General features: G+C 66.7%; 9 protein-coding genes. 1 reads left to right on the top strand and 8 read right to left on the bottom strand.

Annotated elements, in window-relative coordinates; translation table 11 throughout:
• Window positions 1-1,311 (bottom strand): oligosaccharide flippase family protein, encoded by a 1,311-nt coding sequence (locus ACGYK2_RS05845; protein WP_271687832.1) that lies wholly within the window; start codon window positions 1,309-1,311, stop codon window positions 1-3.
• A gap of 159 nt (window positions 1,312-1,470) precedes the next feature.
• Between ACGYK2_RS05845 and ACGYK2_RS05850 the strand changes: the two genes are divergently transcribed.
• Window positions 1,471-2,676: a glycosyltransferase gene (locus tag ACGYK2_RS05850; RefSeq protein ID WP_271687834.1), complete on the top strand. Its 1,206-nt coding sequence runs from the start codon at window positions 1,471-1,473 to the stop codon at window positions 2,674-2,676.
• Here the strand turns inward: ACGYK2_RS05850 and ACGYK2_RS05855 are convergent.
• The 7 genes from ACGYK2_RS05855 to ACGYK2_RS05885 are packed head-to-tail and all read right to left on the bottom strand — an operon-like array spanning window position 2,673 to window position 19,752.
• Complete coding sequence (locus ACGYK2_RS05855; protein ID WP_271689981.1) at window positions 2,673-3,527, bottom strand: glycosyltransferase family 2 protein; 855 nt, start codon at window positions 3,525-3,527, stop codon at window positions 2,673-2,675. The two genes, ACGYK2_RS05850 and ACGYK2_RS05855, sit on opposite strands and share 4 nt — an antisense overlap.
• The gene (locus ACGYK2_RS05860) at window positions 3,518-6,100 is read right to left on the bottom strand and encodes a hypothetical protein (protein WP_276154887.1); all 2,583 of its coding nucleotides are present in this window, start codon (window positions 6,098-6,100) and stop codon (window positions 3,518-3,520) included. The genes ACGYK2_RS05855 and ACGYK2_RS05860 overlap by 10 nt, the downstream gene beginning before the upstream one ends.
• Window positions 6,097-7,041, bottom strand: a complete 945-nt coding sequence (locus ACGYK2_RS05865) for a hypothetical protein (protein WP_271687836.1) — start codon at window positions 7,039-7,041, stop codon at window positions 6,097-6,099. The genes ACGYK2_RS05860 and ACGYK2_RS05865 overlap by 4 nt, the downstream gene beginning before the upstream one ends.
• 4 nt (window positions 7,042-7,045) lie before the next feature.
• A complete protein-coding gene (locus tag ACGYK2_RS05870; protein ID WP_271687837.1) occupies window positions 7,046-7,747 on the bottom strand; it encodes a 4'-phosphopantetheinyl transferase in 702 nt (233 codons plus the stop codon).
• Entirely contained in the window at window positions 7,728-12,311 is a 4,584-nt protein-coding gene (locus ACGYK2_RS05875) for a MupA/Atu3671 family FMN-dependent luciferase-like monooxygenase (RefSeq protein ID WP_271687838.1), read from the bottom strand. The genes ACGYK2_RS05870 and ACGYK2_RS05875 overlap by 20 nt, the downstream gene beginning before the upstream one ends.
• Window positions 12,311-13,318 (bottom strand): glycosyltransferase family 2 protein, encoded by a 1,008-nt coding sequence (locus ACGYK2_RS05880; RefSeq protein WP_271687839.1) that lies wholly within the window; start codon window positions 13,316-13,318, stop codon window positions 12,311-12,313. Before ACGYK2_RS05880 ends, ACGYK2_RS05875 begins: the two co-directional genes overlap by 1 nt.
• On the bottom strand, window positions 13,318-19,752 hold the full coding sequence (locus ACGYK2_RS05885) for a type I polyketide synthase (RefSeq protein ID WP_271687840.1): 6,435 nt from the start codon (window positions 19,750-19,752) through the stop codon (window positions 13,318-13,320). Before ACGYK2_RS05885 ends, ACGYK2_RS05880 begins: the two co-directional genes overlap by 1 nt.
• Between the last annotated feature and the right edge of the window lie 105 nt (window positions 19,753-19,857).

A 19,857-nucleotide genomic window follows, 5' to 3' on the forward strand; every position in this document is an offset into this window, starting at 1 on the left:
TCAGACCGTGGCACTCAGCCCCAGCACCCGGTCCCAATGCAACCAAAGCGCCAGCGCGCCGAGCGCCAGCCCCAAGAGGGCGAAGGTCAGATCATGCCGCGCGTCCCAGACGCCATGCGCCCTTGCGAGCCAGATCAGCACCAGATGCGACAGCACCATCGCAGCCCCCAACCCGATCAGCGCCCCCGGCAAACCGGCGGTGACCACCCCCGCCAGCAGCAGCCCCACTTGCAGGCTGGCCCTTGAGGCAGAAGAGATGAAGAACCGCCGCGAATCCCCCGCGGCAAGGGCCGCTTGGTCATAGGTCATCCCGATCACCTGCGGCATCAGCGCCAGCGCCAGCATCACCAGAATCGCGCCGCTTTGCAGATAGCGCGGGTCATAGAGGACCGAGACCAACCACGGCCCCGCCAGCGCCATGACCACCAAAAGTGCCAGCAGCCCGCCGCTCAGCCCATAGCGCATCCGCTTGAGCTTGGGATGGTCGCCGCCCCCCGCCTCTCGGTAGATCGGGATCATCACCCGCCCGGTGACATTCTGCCCCAGCAGCAGCGGGAAACTCGCCAGGAAATAACCGATGTTGTAGATGCCCAACCCTTCGAGCGATAGGAACTTGCCCAAGATCGCCTTGTCACCCTGACTGGCAAAGAACCAGAACATGGTCGACAGGAAGATCCATTTGCCGAAATGAACCAACTCGCGCACCGCCGGACGCTCCCAACGAAAGCGGTTGCCCGGCCCCGGCAGGAAAGCATGGGTCAGCGCCAGTTTCGCCAAGGCGCCCACGACGCCGCCGACCACCAGCGCCGCCACCGATTGATACAGAGCCGCGCCCAGAATCATCACCACGATGCCGATCACCTGCGATGTCAGGTCCAGTAGCGTCAGCCGCCCCATTTGCAAATGCCGATGCGCCGTCTCGATCCGCGTCGGATTGAACCCGGCGACCACGAGGCTTAGCGCGGCGATGGGCAGATAGGTCAGCAGGAGCGGCTCGCCGTAAAACGCCGCCACCGGCCATGCCAATGCAGAGGCGACGAGCCACAGACACGCCCCCCGGATCGCTTGGATTGTCCAAGCGGTGTTCAGAAAGTCCGGATCATCGCCACGCTTGCTCTGCGCGATGGAGGGGGCGATGCCCACGTCCGAGAACAGCGTCAGCCCGACAATCACCACCTGTATTAACGCCATCAGACCAAAGGCTTCGGGAAAGAGCAGCCGCGTCAGGATCAGGTTCGACGCCAGCCGGATCGCCTGCGACCCGCCATAACCCAAGACGATCCAAGAGGTCGAGCGCAGCGCCCGTGCCATCAGGCGATTGCCCGTTACCGCTTGGGAAAGCTTGGAAAACACCCGTTGCTGCGCCTCTGCCAGTTCTCTGTGAAAGCCTAAAGCCTTGCCCGCCCTTGTGCCAGTGGCAAGCGGGCGGGTAACAAGGTTTATCAGCCCCAAGCCAAGGCCGCACCGCCCGTGAAGATCGCCTATATTCTCAACACCTATCCGCAGCCCTCGCATTCCTTCATCCGGCGCGAGATCGCGGCGCTAGAGGCGGCGGGCCATGAGGTGGACCGTTTCGCCATGCGTGGCCCCGATGTGCCGCTGGTTGATCCACAAGACAAGGCCGAGGCGGCAGCGACCCAGTATGTGCTGGCCGCCGGTGGCAGCGCCCTCGCCCGTGCCAGTCTGCGCATGATGCTGCGCGCGCCGCGGCGGTTCGGCCAAGCGCTGCGCGATGTCCGGCAAGCCGCCCGCCGGGCCGAGACGGGACTGGCCCGCCATCTGATCTATCTGGCCGAGGCCTGTTATCTGCGCGCCCGGCTTGAGGGGAGTGGCATCCAACATCTGCACGCCCATTTCGGCACAAACGCCGCGATGGTCGCGATGCTTTGCCACAGGTTGGGCGGGCCGCGCTATAGTTTCACCACCCACGGGCCCGAGGAATTCGACAGCCCGCGCGCCCTTTCGCTCGGTGCGAAAACCCACCACGCGGCCTTTGCCGTGGCGATCAGCCAGTTCGGGCGCAGCCAGCTGTGCCGTTGGGCCGCCCCGGCGGATTGGCCGCGCATCAAGGTCGTGCATTGCGGCATCGAGCTTGCCAAATTCCCGGCCCCCGCCCCCCTGCCCGATGGCCCGCGCCGCCTCGTCTCCATCGGACGGTTTGTAGAGCAGAAAGGCCAGCTTGCCCTGATCGACGCCATGGCCCGGCTGCGCGAGAGCCACCCCGATCTGCATCTCACCCTGATCGGCGACGGCCCCCTGCGCGGCGCGATCGATGCCGAGATCGCCCGCCACGGCCTGCAAGAACGCATCACCCTGACCGGCTGGGTCGATGAGGCCCGCGTGACGGCGGAACTTGGCGCCGCCCATGCACTTGTGATGCCCAGTTTCGCCGAAGGTCTGCCCATGGTGGTGATGGAGGCGATGGCCGCCGCCCGCCCCGTGATCGCCACCTATATCGCAGGCACGCCGGAATTGGTGCAGCCGGGCGAGACCGGATGGCTGGTGCCCGCAGGCGATGTGGCGGCCTTGGCCGAGGCGATGGCCGCCCTGCACGACGCCCCCCTCCCCGCGTTAGAGGAAATGGGCACGAAAGCCCGGACGCGGGTCTTTGCACGCCATGATGTCGCCCGCGAGGCGGCGAAACTGGCCCAGCACATGCAAGAGGCCGCCCGCTAGCGCCCCCGCACCCAGCGGTTGGCGCTGCGCAAAACCGGCGCATGGATCGTAAGCCGCACGGCAACAAAGACTAGCGCGCCCAAGGGATCGGCCAGCGCCCGCCGCCAAAAGGGGCGCAGTCGGTCATGGGGGTCGTCATTGCGCATCAATTCGGGGAACAGCCGCGCCACCTCGGCCACGCCTGCGTCCTGCCGCCGGCGCACCCGCACCAACGGCGCGAAACCTTCGATCATCGGCCAGTCATAGCGGGCGGGCACGGCGATGCGCTCCTCGGGGCGAAAGTTCAGCCGCGCGAAAGTGTCGTCCGAGATGATATCGGGCCACGCCCCCCACCGCGCCCGCCCGGCGCGGTTCATCGCAAAGGCCCCAAAGCCCGGGACGCCATGGGTCATGAAACCGGTCGTCCGCCAGAACCGCGTGTAATGGCGCGTCACCCAATCGCCCGAGGTCGTCACCCGTGGCACCCCGCTGCCATAGCGCGGCGCGTCCCCCGCCAGCGCCTCTTGCAACTGGCTCAGCAAGGGCGGTGAGACCAGCACATCGGCGTCGAGATAGACCAACACGCCCCCCCGCGCCGCCGCCTCGCCTGCGTTCCACGCGCCCAGCTTGCTGCCTTGGGCCAGTTCCAGCACCCGCAAGACCCAGCCCCGCGCCTCGAATGAGGGGATCGCTGCACGGGCGCGTTCGGCGGTGTTGTCCGAACAGCCATTGGCCACGACGATCACCTCGACCGGCCCCGCCAGCGGCGCGGAGGCGCAGAGCGCATCAAGGCAGGCGGGCAGCCAGTCGGCTTCATCATGGGCGGGGATCAACACGCTCACCCCTTGGAACGCGCCATTGGTCACTTCCATGCGGTCAAAGCGTCCCACCGCGGATTGTCGTCCGCCAGATAGCGCAGCGCCCCCCAAGAGCCCCATTTCGTCGGGGCGTAGACGTCGGCGTAATGGGTGAAAAGCTGCCCGCCCACGGCCAACCAGCCCGCCATCAGATCGGTATAGAGCGCGCCCATCTCGGGGGCGTAGTTCAGATGGTGAAAGAACTCGGTCAGTCCTTCGTCATTCACCTGCGCCCCAAGCCCGACCACATGGCTGCCGCCTTCGTACATCACCAGATCGAGGTCATGCGCCCGCGCCACGGCGGCGTGATGGGGCCAAACCCGGCCAATGAGATCGGCCAGCGTGTCAGTCTCCAAACCGCTGGTGCCACCGTGGCGCAGGTCCTGCGCCGCAAGGGCTGTGGCCGCATCGAAGCGGTGGGCCGCGATATAATCGGCCAAAGCGCCGCCGCTCAGCCCCAGCGCCTCCCCCTCGGCGCGAGCCTCAGCAAGGCTGTCCGACAGCCAGCCGCTGACCAACTCGGCATTCTCCTCCAACCCCAGCACGCCGCCGAAATACCCGGTGATCGCATAGGCATCGAAGGCCGTGGCGGGGGCGCTGTTGCCCGCCTGCTCGGCCACGTAAAGCGGCGCGTCCAAGGCTTCGCGCTCAAGCCCCAGCCACCCCGTTTGGCTCGCGATCACATTGCGCAACCGCGCCTCGGCCTCTCCGCCGAAAACATCCGTCCAGATGCGCGCCACTTCAGCGGCCCGCAGACCGTAGAACTGCATCCCCTTCTCGGCCTCATCCCAGCGGGCCTGCGCCATCTCATCGGCCCATTGGGTCTGGGCGAATTGCCAGTTCCACACCTCGTTCGAGAACTCCACATAGGCTTTGCGCTCGCCCTCCAACGCCTCTTCGACATAGGTCGCAAAGGCGGTCACATAGCCATCATCCGCCAGATGCGGCATGTTGAACCATGGGTCGATCCCCAGTTCATTGGCCAATGCGACCATCACCTCCACCGGGACGCCGCGCAGGGCATAGGTCACGTCCTCGGGGCGCGGGCGGTCTTCCCAACTGGCGATGGGGCTGTCGTTGGTGGCCATCCAATCCATGAAGCGCAGTACCTTCATCCCCGTCAGATGCCGCGTCCAATCGGGGTTGAAACGCGCCCCGGCGTCGTAATCGGCCACGCGGTCTTCGCGGACCACGGTGATCTCACGCGGCGGGTCGCTGCGGTGCATGCGTTGAATGCGAATGTCGACACTGCCCGGCCCCGGCGCATAGTCGAACCGCACCTCGTTCTTGCCATAGCGCACATTCTCGGCCCGGCCCGTGACCTCAATCACGCCCTGCCCTTTGAAGCGGAGCAGATAGCGGCCTTTAAGCGTCGCCGCCTGCGCCGGCATATCGGTCAGGATCAGCGTGCCAATGCTGCCAAGTTCGCGCGGCATCTTCACCGGCCAGCCCTCGGCATTGAGATAGCCGCCTTGGACCAGCTGCGCATATTCCATCCCGCCAAAGCGCCCGGCCACATGGCCAAGCCACGGGCGGGCGGTTTTCATCAAGTCGAGGAAGGGCGCTTGCACGCTCCAATCCGCGATGGCGGCGAGGCCGATGCCCATGTCGCGGGTGCCCGCAACGGCCTCCTCGGGGGCGGTAATCTTAAATGGGGCTGGCGGATCGAGAGGTTTCGCCGCCTCGGGCGCATCGCTGTCCGGGCTGGGCGCGGGCGGGCCGGTCGGGGCTATCGGCGCGGTCTGGGCGTTGTCCTCGGCCACGGGCCGCGTCGCGAGGGGCGCCGGCATCACGGCACCGCCCTGATAGTCCTGCACCGCCTCCCAGGCCACCCGCTGCAGGGCGCGGGCAAGATCAGGCTGGGGCGTGTCGAAAGCCTTGCCCCAGCGATCGTTAAAATCCGTCGGCAGCCCCAGCGGGTCTTTGCCCGTCAGCGTGGCATATTGTACCATGGCGACGAAGTAGTGGCCGAGGTCGTTCAAATGGATGTCATCCGCGAAGAGCGCGTCGATCCCGGTCAGCCCGGAAAGGTTCTCGGCAGCGATTTCATCATAGAGCCGGGCCATCGCTTGCCCGGCTGGGATCACCTCGATCGTCGCGTTCTCCGAACTGCGCACCGCCGATGCGATCCCCTCCCACGCGGGCAGATCGCTCTCCAACCTCTCGCGCCACGGGATATGGGCGTGATCGTCATAGGCCACCGCCTCCCCGCTGCCGCTTTTCAGCGAATGCCAAGTCTCTTGCAGATAGACTTTCACTTCCGGATTGGCCGCCGCAGCAAGCCCAAAGAAGGCCTGCGCATAGACTTCGGTGTCCGACCAACGGGTATGATTGGCCAGCGGGATCGCCTCGGTCAGGATGAGATGGGTGATGTCCCCCTCGGGCAGCAGCGCACGGGCATCCACGCCCTCGGCCCGGTCCGATTCATCCCAATTGTAGCGCAGGGGCGCGCCGTTGATGATCTGCGCGCGCACCTCGCCTTGGCCCACCCCGGCGCGCAGCGCCTCTTGCAGCATATCCGGCCCGTCGGCCCCAAAAAGACTGTGGCCCACCATCAGGACCGAGAACAGCCCGCCCAGACCGCTCATGCCGCGACCCCGCTGTCGGGATGGGCGCGGACCACGTCCCAGACCACCCGCTGCATCAGCCGCGCGGCCTCCGCGCTTGGCGCCTGCGCCGGGGTGCCGTCGGCGCGCAGCAATTCGTGCGGCAGCCCTGCCGGGTCGCGGTGATAGAGGGTCGCGTAATGGGTCAGTGCCACGAGGTAAGCCCCCTGATCGTTAAAGTGGATCGTATCGGGGCGGCCATTCTCATCGCGCGAAAAGAGGTCATGCAGGCTGATGATACCGCCCACCCCGCCAGCGGCGTCGACCGCCCGGACAAAGGCCGCCATGACCTGCCCCGCGGGGATCAGATGAATGGGCACCTCCGCTTCCTGCAAGGCGGGGTAGATCACCTGCCGCCGCCAGTATTTATCCAAGTCCCGGTCGATGCGCTTCAGCCAGCCTTGGCCGTCATCCGTATGGTGCCAAGTCTCATAGAGGTAGACGCGGGTGTCGGGCCGGGCGGCATGGGCCAGCCGCGCCCAATGGGCAAGGTAGTCAGGGCTGTCGTGATAGCGGATGGCATCGGCGATCTCGACCATTTCGGTCAGCACCACCGCGTCGTAATCGCCCGAGCCGATGGCCGCCCGGGCGGGCCGGTGCTGCGCGTGATCGTTGGACCGCTCGAACCCGTTCACCGGCACATCCGGCTCCCAATGGTCGCGCAGCGAACTGCCCCAGCCGGTCTGGCTGTGATAGCTATGCCCCGCCCCTGCCAACTGCGCCAACATCGCGGGCATGTCGCGGCCCACCAGTGAATGCCCCAGATGATAGACCTGCATCGGCCCCGAAGGCGCGCTCAGCGGCGTGGCATAGAGTTCCTCCGCCCGGTCCTGCAACTGCGCCCGGCGAAAGACCCAAGACCCGCCGCCGAGGCTGGCAAGCGCGGCGCCCCCCAGAAAGAGACGGCGTGAGAGTGCGACCATGAGATCAAGCTCCTTTGCGATCAATCTGCCCAATCGCCACCCCGCTGACAAGGTGGCCCGCCACCGACGCGATCCGCCCCGGCAGCTTATCGCCGCGGCTAAAGCCCTCTGTGTCTTGGGTAAATCGCGCGTCGAAGGTGGTATTACCGCCAGATAGGGTGACCTCAAGCCGATCAAAGCCAAAAAGCGCCTTGGTCGCTGGGTACTGCGCCTTATAGGCCGCCTCCTTGGCGCAAAAGATGCGTTTCGCAGCCGCTAGGTCCGCGCCGCCGAGGCGGGTGATTTCCGCCGGAAGGCAGATTTCGGTGAGCAGGTCTGCGGGCAGTGGGCTGTCGTCTTCGATGTCGACGCCGAGGGTCTCCACCTCTGCCCTGCGCGCCAGAACCGCGATGCACCAGTCGTCACAGTGGCTGATTGAGCCGGTCAGGGCGGGTGGCCAAATCGGCGCGCGGTCGGCGCTGGCCAGCACCGGCGCGGGCGGATGGCCAAGCGCCTGCATCGCCTCCCGCGCGGCGTGGCGTCCGGCGGTAAACTCGGCGACCCGTTTTGGCTGTGCCCGTGCGATGAGGGCGGCTTCGCCCGCCAGCAAGGGCGGATAGGCTCTGCCGGGGCGGGTCACAGCGACGGCGACCGGCAGATCGAAAATAGCCTGAACAGCCGCCCTGATCTCGCCCTCCGTCGTCACCTCACCCCCGCCCGCGGCCACGCGCGGCCCGCATGAGGCGACGTTTCGACATGGTCTCGGACCGTGCGGGCGTCTCGGCGGCGGAGGGTGCCTTGGCCGGTGCGGCGGTCTTGCCCCCCAGCCCGTCGATATGTGCCGCCAGTCCGGCAAGGGTAGGGAAACGGAAGATATCGGTGATCGACAGCGCGCTGACGTCCAAAGCCGCCTTGATGTCGCGATGCGCCTGTACCGCCAGCAGCGAGTGGCCGCCGAGGGCAAAGAAGTTATCCTCGCCGCGAATGTCCCCTAGCCCCAAAAGCGCGCTCCAGACCTGCGCGATCGCCGCTTGGCTGCCGCCCGCGGGCGTCTCGGCCTGCGGCGCGGCAGGGGTCGGCGCGCTTTGTCGGATCGGGGCGGGCAGCGCCTTGCGGTCGATTTTCTTGTTCGGCGTCAGCGGCATGGCAGAGAGGGTGACGATGGCCTGCGGCACCATGATATCGGGCAGATGCGCGGCCAATTGCCGCCGCGCGGCGTCGCTATCAACCGTCTTTTCCGCGACCACATAGCCGATCAACTGCGCGCCACCCTGCCCGGCATCCTCGCGCAGCACCGCCACGGCTTGGCGCACGCCCGGCAATTCGGCGAGACGCGCCTCAACCTCGCCCAGCTCAATCCGATGGCCGCGTATCTTGACCTGCGCATCGGCGCGGCCCTCGAAATGCAGCACGCCCTCGGCGTCCATCCGCACCAGATCGCCCGTGCCGTAAAGGTGGCCCCTGCCGGTGAAAGGATCGTCGATGAAACGCGCCGCTGTCATCTCGGCCCGTTGCCAATAGCCCTGCGTGACGCCATCGCCCCCGATCCAAAGCTCCCCCGAAGCACCGATGGGCAGCGGCTGCCGCGCGGGGTCGAGGATATGAACCTGCGTATTGGCAATTGGCCTGCCGATGGGCGCGGTGGTGGCCTCGGCACTGTCGAGCATATGGGTCGTGGACCAGATCGTCGTCTCGGTCGGGCCATACATGTTCTGGATCTGCGCCGAGGTCGCACCGCGCAGGGTGCGCAGCAGGGTGCCGGGCAGCGCCTCCCCCCCGATCATCAGCGATTTGATCCGCGCCAAAGCGCCGCGCGCCTCGTCGTTCATCACCATCATCTGCGCCATCGAAGGCGTGCATTGCAGATGGGTCACCCCGTGGCGGATGATCTGCGCGGCGATGGAGTGGTCATCCGCCGCCGGTTGCCCGCCCGCATTGGCGCGGTGCAACACCTCGGCCAAGGGGGCAAGCCCCGCCATCACCTTGTCGGTCGGAATGCCATAGTCGATCAGACAGGCGATCTCATCCACGCCGATCCGCTTGAGCTGCTCGGCTCGCGCCAGACCATCGGCCACGGTGCCGAACATGCCGCTGTCGTTGAAATAGCGCTGAAAGGCAAACTCAAGGATCGCATCCATTTCCTCGGGCGAGAGACCTTCGAGGTCGATCTCAAACGGGTTCGTCGTCCCCGCCGGTTTCTTGAAGGCCGGGAAGGCCCATGCGTATTGTTTGATCAACCCCGCCGCCGAGCGCAGGTAGTCCTTCATCGGCCCGCGCGCCGTCTCTTCGGCCTCGGCCCGGGTGGCGGCGAGATAGCTGTGCAGCATGACGGTAACCCGATGGCCCGCCGGATCATGGCCCGCCGCGCGCAGGGCGTCATGGTAAATCTTGATCTTCTCGGCAACCTCCTCCACCGACTGCCCCAGTAGGTGGGTCAGCACGTTCGCCCCGATCTCCCCCGCTTCCTTCCAAGTCTGCGGATTGCCCGCCGTGGTCACCCAGATCGGCAGTTTGTCAGAGACGGGGCGCGGCTGGGTCACCACCGCGTGGGGCATGCCATCGGCGCGGGGGAACTCTACCGGCTCCCCGGCCCAGAGCCTGCGCAGCTGGTCGATGGCGTCATACATCGCGGGCTTGTTTTCGGGCGGCGTGTTCTCGGGGCGCAGCACGAAATCGTCGGGCTGCCAGCCGCTGGCAATGGCGAGACCGACGCGCCCATTGGTCAGATTGTCGATCACCGCCCATTCCTCGGCAATCCGTGCGGGATGGTGCAGCGGCGCCACGCAAGACCCTGCCCGCACGTCGAGGTTCTGCGTCACCGCCGCCACCGCCGCGCCGGTGACGGAGGGGTTGGGGTAAGGGCCGCCAAAGGCATGAAAGTGCCGCTCGGGCGTCCAGACCGCGTTGAACCCGTGGGCGTCGGCGAATTTCGCCCCTTCAAGAAGCAGTTCGTATTTCTTGGGGCCGACACCATCGTCATTGCCCCAATAGAACAGGTTAAAGTCGATCCTGCGGTCGCTCGTGGCAATTGGGCCGTTCGACATGAGCGCCCGGCTGTCATCGCCCGCCAGCACCAGTTTGAACCCCCGCGCGAGGGTCCAAAACAGTTCCAACACCGAAATGTCGAAGCTGAGGCTTGTCACGGCAAGCCAGACCGCCCCCGCCTCATGGTCGATCCGGTCGTCCATCCCGGCAAAGAAATTCGCCACATTGCCATGGCTGACCATCACCCCCTTGGGCGTCCCGGTCGAGCCGGAGGTGTAGATCAGATAGGCGAGGTCATCCGGCCCGGCGCTGGCGGCGGGGTTCGCCCTCGGTGCCGTGGCAAGGCGCGGGTCGCGGTCGATCTCAACCACCTGCGCGCCATGCGCGGGCAGGCTGGCGGTGAGGGCCGATTGCGCGACCACAATAGATGCGCCGCTGTCTGAGAGGTAGTGCGCCAGACGGTCTGCCGGATAGGCCGGATCAAGCGGCACATAGGCGGCCCCGGCTTTCAAAATGCCAAGCGTGCCGACCAGCAGGTCTACGCCCCGTGCGACGCAAAGCGCCACCGGCATCCCCGGCCCCGCCCCCCTATCGCGCAGCAGATGCGCCAATTGGTTGGCGCGGGTGTTCAATGCGGCGTAGCTCAGCGTCTCACCTTCAAAGACCAGCGCGGGCGCGTCGGGGGTGCGCTCCACCTGCGCCTCGAAAGCGGCGTGGATGGTGTGGGGGTCATAGGCGCGCGTCGTCGCGTTGACGCGGGCCAAGGTCTGCGCCTCAGTCTCTGGGAGCGCCCAGACGGTGCCGCAGTCCGAGGCCTCGATGATCTTGGCAAAGGCCGCCTCAAGGCGTGCGGCGAGGAGGTCGACCGCGGCGTCGGACAGCCGCGCACCGTCGGCAAAAAGCCGCGCGCCCTGTGGTGTGAGGCAGAGGGTCAGCGCCGACCCCGCAAGCGGTTCATCGTCAAAGGAGATCGCGAACTCCGGAGTGGCAGCCACATCAATCGCCGGATCGCGCAGCGGCAGGTCGCGGGCGAAACCGACGGCATCTTTCGCGCGGGTAAGTTGCGGGTCCAACTGAGCCAGCAGTTCCGCCACCGGTGTCTCCGCCTCTGCCGAGATGGTGATCGGCAGCCAATCGGCGATGAGCAGCGCGGGCGCGCCTTTACGCCGCATGGCGATGCCGCCTTCGGTGGCCCCGGCGCTGCGCAGCGCGACGAGGGCGGCGGCGGCGACTTGGTGCAACGGGTCGCTTCCCTGCGGCAAGGTGATCTCCCGCGCCACCCATGCCTCCGGCGTTTCGGTTGCGGTGGCCAAGGGGACCGGCAGCGCGTCGAAGCTGGTCAGAGCGCGCCGCCAATATACCTCATCAGCCGGAGCGGGAACCGGGCCTGCCGTCTGGGGCAACATATCCCCGGGGGCGAAAAACTGCGCAGGTGCAACGCTTTCGCCCGCCATATCGCGCAGGTCATGGAGGGCGATATGCCCGTCCTGCGCCGCCACGATCACCCGCGCCTCGTCGACCTCGACAACCTCGCCGGGCGTGCCGCCCTGCCCCGCCGCGCGTTCCACGCGGGACACGGCCAGCACCGCGCCATCCGCGCCTAGGATTTTCGCCGTGGTCAGCGGGTTCCAATAGCTTCCGAAATCAAGGCCGCGGGCCAGCGCACCGATCTCCTCCGCCGTTTTGGTAAAATCGATCAGCCCGCCGTTTTCGGGCCGTTTGTCCTTCGCGAAATAGCTGCGCTGGCTCAGGTCTTGGGCGGTGCCTTGCAGGCTGCCGCTTTCCAACTGGGCCAGAACCTCGCCAAAGCTTTCCATCCCGGCGGCGTAGCATTTGGAGTTGAGGCTAAAGGCCGTCTCATCGGCTGCGATATCAACCTTGCGCTGCGCCAGTAGGTCGCCGGTATCGACGCCGGTCTCGATCAGATGCCAACTGACCCCATGCCGCGCCTCGCCATTGATGATTGCCCAAGCGGGTGTGTTGAGCCCGGCATAGCGCGGCAGCGGACCATCGTGAAAGTTGACCGCCCCGCGTTTGGGCAGCGCCAGAACCGTGTCGGGGATCAGCCGCAGGTTGGCGATGCTTAACAGCCAGTCGGCGGACAGCCCCATCGGCAAGAGTTCCTCGGCATCGCGGCAAAGCGCCAGCCCCTGCCCCTCGGCCCAAGCGCGCACCGCGTCGTCGCGGGTGATCACGGCAGCGATCCGGTGCCCGCCCGCCAGCAGCATGTCGCCGCAGGCGATGGTCAGGGATTCGTCGCCCATCAGGAAGGCGGTGAACGGGTCTGTCTTGAAGCTGACGGTCATCAACGGTCCTCCGTGGCGGGGCTACGGCTTGGGTCTTGAACGGCGGGGGCCGCGCGCCGCGCGGTGCGCGCATGGGCCGCAAGGTCGCGATAGAAACCCGGCGCGTCTTCCGGGCGGCGCCCGGTGAGCAGGCAGCGCAGATGGTGCAACCCGCCCCCGGCAAGCCGGGCGAGCGTGGCCAGTGCCGCATAGGCGCGGCCATGGTTCTTGGCGAAATAGCGGTGGCGGCTGTCGAACCAATAGCGCGGCATGCGCCGCCATTCCTTCATCCCGGTGGAGACCGAGCCGACATGCACGCAGCGCGCCTGCGGGACATACCAGCAGTCCCAACCCGCCCGCGCGGCCCGAAGGCAAAGGTCGGTTTCTTCGTAATAGAGGAAATAGGCTTCGTCGAAGAGGCCGATCTCGGCCAGCATGTCCCACCGCATCATGACGCTGGCACCGGCCACCCAATCGACCTGCGCCGCCTTTTCAGGCAGGGGCGGCGCCACGACCGAGGCAGAGAGCAGCCGCGTCAGCGGGCCAAAGCGCGCAGCGGCCTCCAACTCTCCGGCGGCTGAGGGGAAACGAAAGGCAGTCGCATGAGGCACATCATCCTCCCCGCGCACATGGCTTCCGGCCAATCCGGCGCGGGGGTGGTTTTGCAGGTGGTCCAAGAGCGCCCCGATACAGCCGCGATCGAGGAAGGCATCCGAGTTCACCACATGCACGAAATCCGGCGCGGACCCGTCCGACATTCCCGCCCGCATGGCCAAGTTGTTGCCCGCGCCAAAGCCGCCGTTGCGGGGCGATGCGATCAGCCGCACCCGGTTGCCCGCGCCCCAGCCCCGCGCGGCGATCTCCTGCGCCAGTAGCGCGGCAGAGCCATCGCCGCTGTCATTGTCGACGATCACCAATTCGGCACCCGCATCGGGCATATCGGCCAATGCGGCCTCAGCCGCGCGCAGGGTCATCTCTGCGGTGCGGTAATTGAGGATGACGACCAGAAGGCGGGGCGGTTTTTGCATCATTCCGCCGCCGTGGCTTGGGTGTGGTCTTGGCCTGCGCCTTCGGGCAGGGCTGCCACAATCACCTCGGCCAGTTCTTGGGCCAGCACGGTCACATTCGGGGCCAGCACCATGCTGACGTGATCGCCCGGCACTTCGATCACCTGCAAGCGCGGCGCGTATTGCCGCCACTGGTTGTCCTCATAGACATATTCCTTTTCCGCCGTGACATACTGCCCGTCAGAGACCGCCCAATGCCGATCCAGCGGCGGGCGGAACAGGGTCATCGGCCCGTCCCACTGCGGGGTTTCATACCGTCCCACCGCGCGGAGGAACGCCGCCTGAATGCGCAGGCTGTTAAAGGAAACCCCCTCGCCCTCGCCGCTCGTCTCTTGCGGCGCCCGGCGCCGCTCACGCTCCCACGCCCAGCGGTTGCGCGCCCATTCCAGCAGATAGACCGGGCCTTTGCGCCGCAGTTCGGCCAGCTTGATATGCGCCTTGTCGATCTTGCTGAGCGACGGGCGTACGGGCAACGGCGTGTCGAGCATCGCAAGAACGGCCACCTCCTGCCCCGCGGCTTTCAACTGCTGCGCCATCTCATAGGCCGTGATCCCGCCGCCGGAGTATCCGGCCAGCAAATAAGGCCCTTGGGGCTGCAAGGCGCGGATTTCGGCGATGTAATCCGCCGCGGCGGCTTGCACCTCTTCATGGGGGGCCGCGTCCCCGATCAGCCCACGGGCCTGCACCCCATAGACCGGGCGCTCATTGCTAAACGGCAAGGCAAGGTGGCGCAGGTTCAGCACATTGCCGAACATCCCTGCGACCACGAACAGCGGCGTCGCGTTCTGCGAGGACTGGTTGAGCGGCACCAGGTAGTCAAAGCGCTGTTGCGAGCCCGCCGCGTCTGTCTCGACCGCCTCCGCCTGCGCCAGATCCCCGCGTTCCGCCGCGATCAGGGCTGCGCATTTGGCGATGGTCGGCGCTTCGAAAAGGACGGAGATCGGGAACTCCACCTTGAACTCACGTTTGACCGCCGCGAAGAGGCGCACCGCGATCAGGGAATGGCCGCCGAGGTCAAAGAAACTGTCCTCGACCCCCACGGGGCTGACACCCAAAAGGTTCGACCAAATCTCGGCCAATCTCTCTTCGATCCCATTGCGCGGGGCCACGAAGGAGCCGTCGAGATCGGGCCGCTCAAAGCTCTGCCCTTGGGCGGCGGCATCGGTCAGCGGCGCATCGGCCTGCGCGATCAGCCCTTGCAAGGGCAGCGGAGAGACCATGACCTGCGGTGCCTCCAGCGCCAGCGCGCGGCGCAGCGCCTCTGGCCCCTCCTGCGCGCGGATGCCTTGGCGCACCAGACGGGCCAGACGCTCTTCGGCGGGGCTGAGGCTCTCGCTGTTGTCGGCATCCTCAAAGATCACTTCGCGGGCGTCGGGCGGGGGCACATCGGCAAAGGCCCCTTCGAGCCGCTTCATCGCGAAATCGCGAACCTCGACCAGAACCATGCCCTGCGGATCGGTGATCGTCACGTCGAAACGGGCCAAACCCTCGGCCCCCGTGCCCTCGGCCAGCCGGACATGCGAGCGGACTTCGGCAGGCAGCGGGGCGTGGAGCGTGATCTCCCCATAGGACAGCGGCACCCAAAGGTGGCGCGCGGCATAGCTGGGGATCAGCGCCATGGCCCAGCCGGTGGCGATATCCATCAGACCGGGGTGCATCAGGTAGCCATCGGTCAGATCACCCTGTGCTGCCTCGGGCAGGTGCAACGTGGCGATGCCCTCACCCTGCCCGAGGGCGGTGCATTGCAGCACATGCCAGCGCGGGCCGAACTTCAAATGCGCTTCTTGAACCGCGGGCAGATGGCGCCCGGGGGCGGCCTCGGCCACATCCTCGCAACGGGCGGCGATGGCCGCGAGGTCAAGCGATTCGGCACTGTCGCCCGCCCGAGACAGCCGCGCTTGGACATGCAACTGCCACGCAGGCTTGCCGTTGACCACGCAAGCGCTGTGCAACTCGGCGGCGAAACCTTTGCCCTCCGGGGTCAGGGTGATCTTGATCCTGCGCCGCGCCCCATCGGCCAGCGGCAGGGGGCGCAGGAAATAGAGGTCTTGCAGGGTGAAGCCGCCTAGCCCTTGGGCCGCCGCCGCTTCGGCCAAAAGCTCGATATAGCCCGTGCCGGGCATGATCGCGCGGCCATCCAAGGTGCGGTGTTGGTCAAGCAGCCAATGCGAGGCTGCAACCTCGGTCGTGAATTCGGGCGCGCCGCTCTCGCCCGACCCGGCGGTTTCCAGCAGCGCCGCCTTGATCGGGCGGGCCGGCAGCGCCACGGCACCGCCGCCGCCAAGGCTTTCTGCCGCCATGCCGACATCGGCCCAAACGCCCCAGTTCACCGCCACCACGCGGGTCTGCGCCGCGCGCCGCGATTGGGCAAAGGCGTTGAGCCAGGCATTGGCCGCCACATAATCCACCTGCCCCGCCGCGCGGGTCGCGGTGGAGGTCGAGGAAAAGAGCACCATGAGGTCGAGCGTGCCATCGGGCAGCAGTTGATCCAAGACCCGCAGCCCCTGCACCTTGGGCGCAAGCACCGCGTCGATATTCGCATCCGTTTTGGCCAAAAGCGGCGCGTCATCCAGCACCCCCGCGGCATGGATCACCCCCGTCAGCCCGCCGTGGCGCGCGGCCAGGTCGTCGATCACCCGGCGCATCTGCGCAAGGTTGGCGACATCCGCGCGGGCCACTTCGACCGCGCCGCCCGATTGCGCCGCCTTGGCCTCAAGCCGCAGGACAGCCCGCAGGCGGCGCGCTGTGGCATCAGCCGGGCCGTGGCTGGCAAGGTAGCTTTCCCATTCATGGCGCATCGGGAGGGCCGCGCGGCTCAGCAGGATCACGCGGGTGCCGGGCGTGTCAAGAATATCCGCCGCGAGGGTCATGCCGATGCCCCCGAAACCGCCGGTGATGAGGTAGCTTCCCTGTGACTTCCAGCCCGGCAGATCAGCCTCGGGCAGCGCGGCGGCGCGGTAGCCCAACTCATAGCGGCGGCCAGCACGATGGGCGACTTGGGGGTTGGCGGGGGTCGCCAAAAGCTCTTCGATTAGGTCCGAGGGGTCAATCACCGGCGCGGGCGTCACCGGCTTCGCGAACCACCCGGAAAGCGCGACAGGGGCGGCCTCGGGCAGGTCAATCTGCGCCGCCGTCAGCCCCGGCACCTCGCGCGCCATGACCCCGACGGGGCCGGAAATGAGCGTTTTTTCGGGGTAGGCCAGCCCCTCCTCTGCCACCTGCGCGGCACCGGTTGTGAAGACGCTGAGGTGCATCGGCGCGGGGTTCTCGGCTTCGGCCAAGGACTGGGCGAGCCACGTCAGGCTCCAGAACCCCTGTTCGACGTTGCGGTCAAACCGGCTGGAGCCGGGGCGCGGGGCGGCCTGATCATCGGTCAGCCAGAAATGCGCGATCCGGTCGGGCCTCCGCCCATCGGCCTCAAGCGCTGCGATCAACTGGTCATAGCCTGACCGCCCCTGTTCGGCGGCAAGCGTGAAATGATCGGCGCTGACGCGGTCAAAGGCATCCCCCGCCGTGACCTCTGCCACCCGGTGCCCTTCGGCCCGCAACCGTGCCGCCGCCTCGGCCCCCAGCCCCGCCGTATCGGCAAAGACAAGCCAGTTCAGCGGGCCGGACAGGTCCAAATCCCGTTCGGCATAGCGCGGTTGCCAATGCGGCAGCGCGCCCCAGTCGCCGATATCCTCCAGCCGTTGCAGCGGTTGCTCGGCAGGGCGCGCCGCCGCCTCACCCGGCGCGATGAAATAGCGCGCGCGTTGGAATTGATAGGTCGGCAGCACCACGCGGTTGCGCCGTGCCTCGCCCCAAATCTGCGCCCAATCAGCCTCGACCCCGCAGGCCCAGAGCCGCCCGATCACCCCGAGGAAATAGGCATCATCCGCGATCTCTTGCTCGGGGTGGCGCAGCGAAGACATCACCTGCCCCGGGGCCACATCCGCGTGCATCTGCGCCAAGGCGGAAAGCGCCTTGCCCGGCCCGACCTCAAGGAAAACCCGCGGCGCATCGCGGCTCAAAGTGTTGATGCAATTCGCGAAATTCACCGTGTGACGGAGCTGTTCGACCCAATAATCGGGGTCCGTCGCCATCTGCGCCGTGATCACCTCGCCGCTGCGGTTCGACAGGAAGGGCATCTGCGGCGCGCGCAGGTCAAGCGTGGCGAGGAAGGCGCGGTATCGGTCAAGGATCGGGTCCAACATCCGCGAGTGCGCGGCGATGTCGATGGCGATGCGCTGATGGTCAAGACCGGCGGCGTCGAGCCGCTCTTGCAGCGCCTTTAGCGCGTCTTCGGGGCCGGAAACGGCGATCAGTTCCGGGCCGTTCACGCTGGCGATATCAAGGGCCTCGCCCAGAAGCGGCGTGATCCGGTCCAGCGGCGCGGCAATGCTGATCATCCCGCCCGACGGCACCTCGTCAAACAACTGCCCGCGCAGCAGCACAAGGTCGATACAGTCCTCAAAGCGCATCACCCCGGTAAGGCAGGCGGCGACATTCTCGCCCATGGAATGCCCGACCATTGCGGCGGGTTTCACGCCCCAAGACAGCCAAAGCTGCGCCAGCGCATATTCAACGATCATGATCAGCGGCAGTTGCACCGAGGGGCGTTTCAGCTTGGCCTCGGCTGCTGCGCGGCCCTCAGCCTCCGGCAGCCAGATCGCGCGAATGTCGTAGTCGAGTTGCGGGGCCAGATGGTCCAGCCCCCGGTCCATCCATTCGGCAAAGACCGGCTCGGTCTCGTAAAGATCGCGGGCCATATCGGCATATTGCGCGCCGCCGCCGGGGAACATGAAAACGACTTCGGGATCAGGGCCGAGGTGGTCATGGGTAAAGACACGGCGGCTGTCGCCCGCCTCCAGCAGGGCCGCGGCTTCCTCATGGCTTTCGGCCACCAAGACGCGGCGTTTGTCAAAACCGCGACGGCCCTCTTTCAGGGTGAAAGCCACATCGGCCAAAGGCTGTTCGGGATGGGCGCGCAGATGTGCCGCGAGCGCGGCGCTATTGGCGTCCAAGGCCGCTTTGCTGCGCCCCGAAAGGCAGAGCACATGGAAAGGGAAATCGCTGTCTTCCGAGGCCGCGCGGGCCGGTGCCTCTTCCAAGATCATATGCGCATTGGTGCCGCCCACGCCAAGCGCATTGACGGCAGCGCGGCGCGGGGTGTTTTGCCCGGGCCAGTCATAGAGCCGGTCATTGACGCGGAAGGGCGAGCCCTCAAAAGGGATCGCCGGGTTCGGCGCTTCATAGCCTAGCGAGGGCGGGATCTGCTGGTGGTGCAGCGACAGCGCCGCCTTGGCCAGCCCCGCCACCCCCGCCGCGGTGTCGAGATGGCCGATGTTGGTCTTGACCGATCCGATGCGGCAGAAATCTTCGGCCTGCGTCTCGGCGCGGTAGGCTTGGGTCAGCGCGGCCACCTCGATCGGGTCGCCCAGATAGGTGCCGGTGCCGTGGCATTCGACCATGCCGATGCTCTGCGCCGCCACGCCCGCATCATCGAGCGCGCGGGCAATGGCGGCGGTCTGCCCGTCCACCGAAGGTGCCAGATAGCCCGCCTTTGCCGCCCCGTCGTTGTTCACCGCCGAGCCTTTGATGACCGCCCAGATGTGGTCACCATCGGCGATGGCATCCTCCAACCGTCTGAGCGCCACGGCGCCCGCGCCGGAGCCAAAGACGGTGCCCTGCGCGCGGTGGTCGAAAGCGTGGCATTCGCCGTCGGGCGAAAGGATCTCGTTTTCCTTGAATTCATAGCCGCGCCCCTGCGGCAGTTCGATCGTCACCCCGCCTGCGAGCGCCATGTCGATCTCACCCGCGCGCAGCGCTTGGGCCGCGTAGTGGATCGCCACCAGCGAGGTCGAACAGGCGGTTTGCAGGTTGATCGACGGACCTTTGAGGTCAAGCACATGGCTCACCCGGGTCGAGAGGAAATCCTTGTCGTTCCCGGTATGGCGCAGCAGGAACATGCCCACATCGTCGACGAGGTCTGGGTTCGAGCAGATGTTGAAATAAAAATAGCTCCCCATGCCGCAGCCGGCATAGACGCCCACCGGGCCGGAGAGGCTTTCGGGCATATGCCCCGCCTGTTCCATCGCCTCCCAAGCGATCTCAAGAAACTTGCGGTGCTGCGGGTCGAGGATGGCGGCGTCTTTTGGCGAAAAGCCAAAGAACTCCGCATCGAACATGTCATAGCCGGGCATATCGGCGGTGACGGGCACATAGTTTGGCCGGGCCATCCGCTCGGCGCTCTCTCCGGCGGCGCGCAGCTCTGCCGCCTCGCGGCGCTTGAGCGCGCTCACCCCGTCGCGCAGGTTCGCCCAATAGGCGTCTATCCCTTCGGCGCCCGGCACCGTCACCGACATGCCGACGATCGCGATGTCACCGCGCGAAAGAGTGTTGTCCGTGCTATTCATTGCGACACATGTCCCACCGCCCGCTTGGCCAGAGTGCGGCACCCTTGAGGTTCAATTTAAGCTTCGGGTGAAGCATACAACAGGCAAATCTGGCGAAAATGAGCC

The sequence above is a fragment of the Sulfitobacter sp. 1A10359 genome, from assembly GCF_043558145.1.
GTDB lineage: Bacteria > Pseudomonadota > Alphaproteobacteria > Rhodobacterales > Rhodobacteraceae > Sulfitobacter > Sulfitobacter faviae.

What these genes read in the sequence shown, in the direction of transcription:
- ACGYK2_RS05845 (WP_271687832.1), bottom strand. Translation starts at nt 1,311, where the DNA reads ATGGCACGGGCGCTGCGCTCGACCTCTTGGATCGTCTTGGGTTATGGC.
- ACGYK2_RS05855 (WP_271689981.1), bottom strand. Translation starts at nt 3,527, where the DNA reads ATGGAAGTGACCAATGGCGCGTTCCAAGGGGTGAGCGTGTTGATCCCC.
- ACGYK2_RS05860 (WP_276154887.1), bottom strand. Translation starts at nt 6,100, where the DNA reads ATGAGCGGTCTGGGCGGGCTGTTCTCGGTCCTGATGGTGGGCCACAGT.
- ACGYK2_RS05865 (WP_271687836.1), bottom strand. Translation starts at nt 7,041, where the DNA reads ATGGTCGCACTCTCACGCCGTCTCTTTCTGGGGGGCGCCGCGCTTGCC.
- ACGYK2_RS05875 (WP_271687838.1), bottom strand. Translation starts at nt 12,311, where the DNA reads ATGACCGTCAGCTTCAAGACAGACCCGTTCACCGCCTTCCTGATGGGC.
- ACGYK2_RS05880 (WP_271687839.1), bottom strand. Translation starts at nt 13,318, where the DNA reads ATGCAAAAACCGCCCCGCCTTCTGGTCGTCATCCTCAATTACCGCACC.
- ACGYK2_RS05885 (WP_271687840.1), bottom strand. Translation starts at nt 19,752, where the DNA reads ATGAATAGCACGGACAACACTCTTTCGCGCGGTGACATCGCGATCGTC.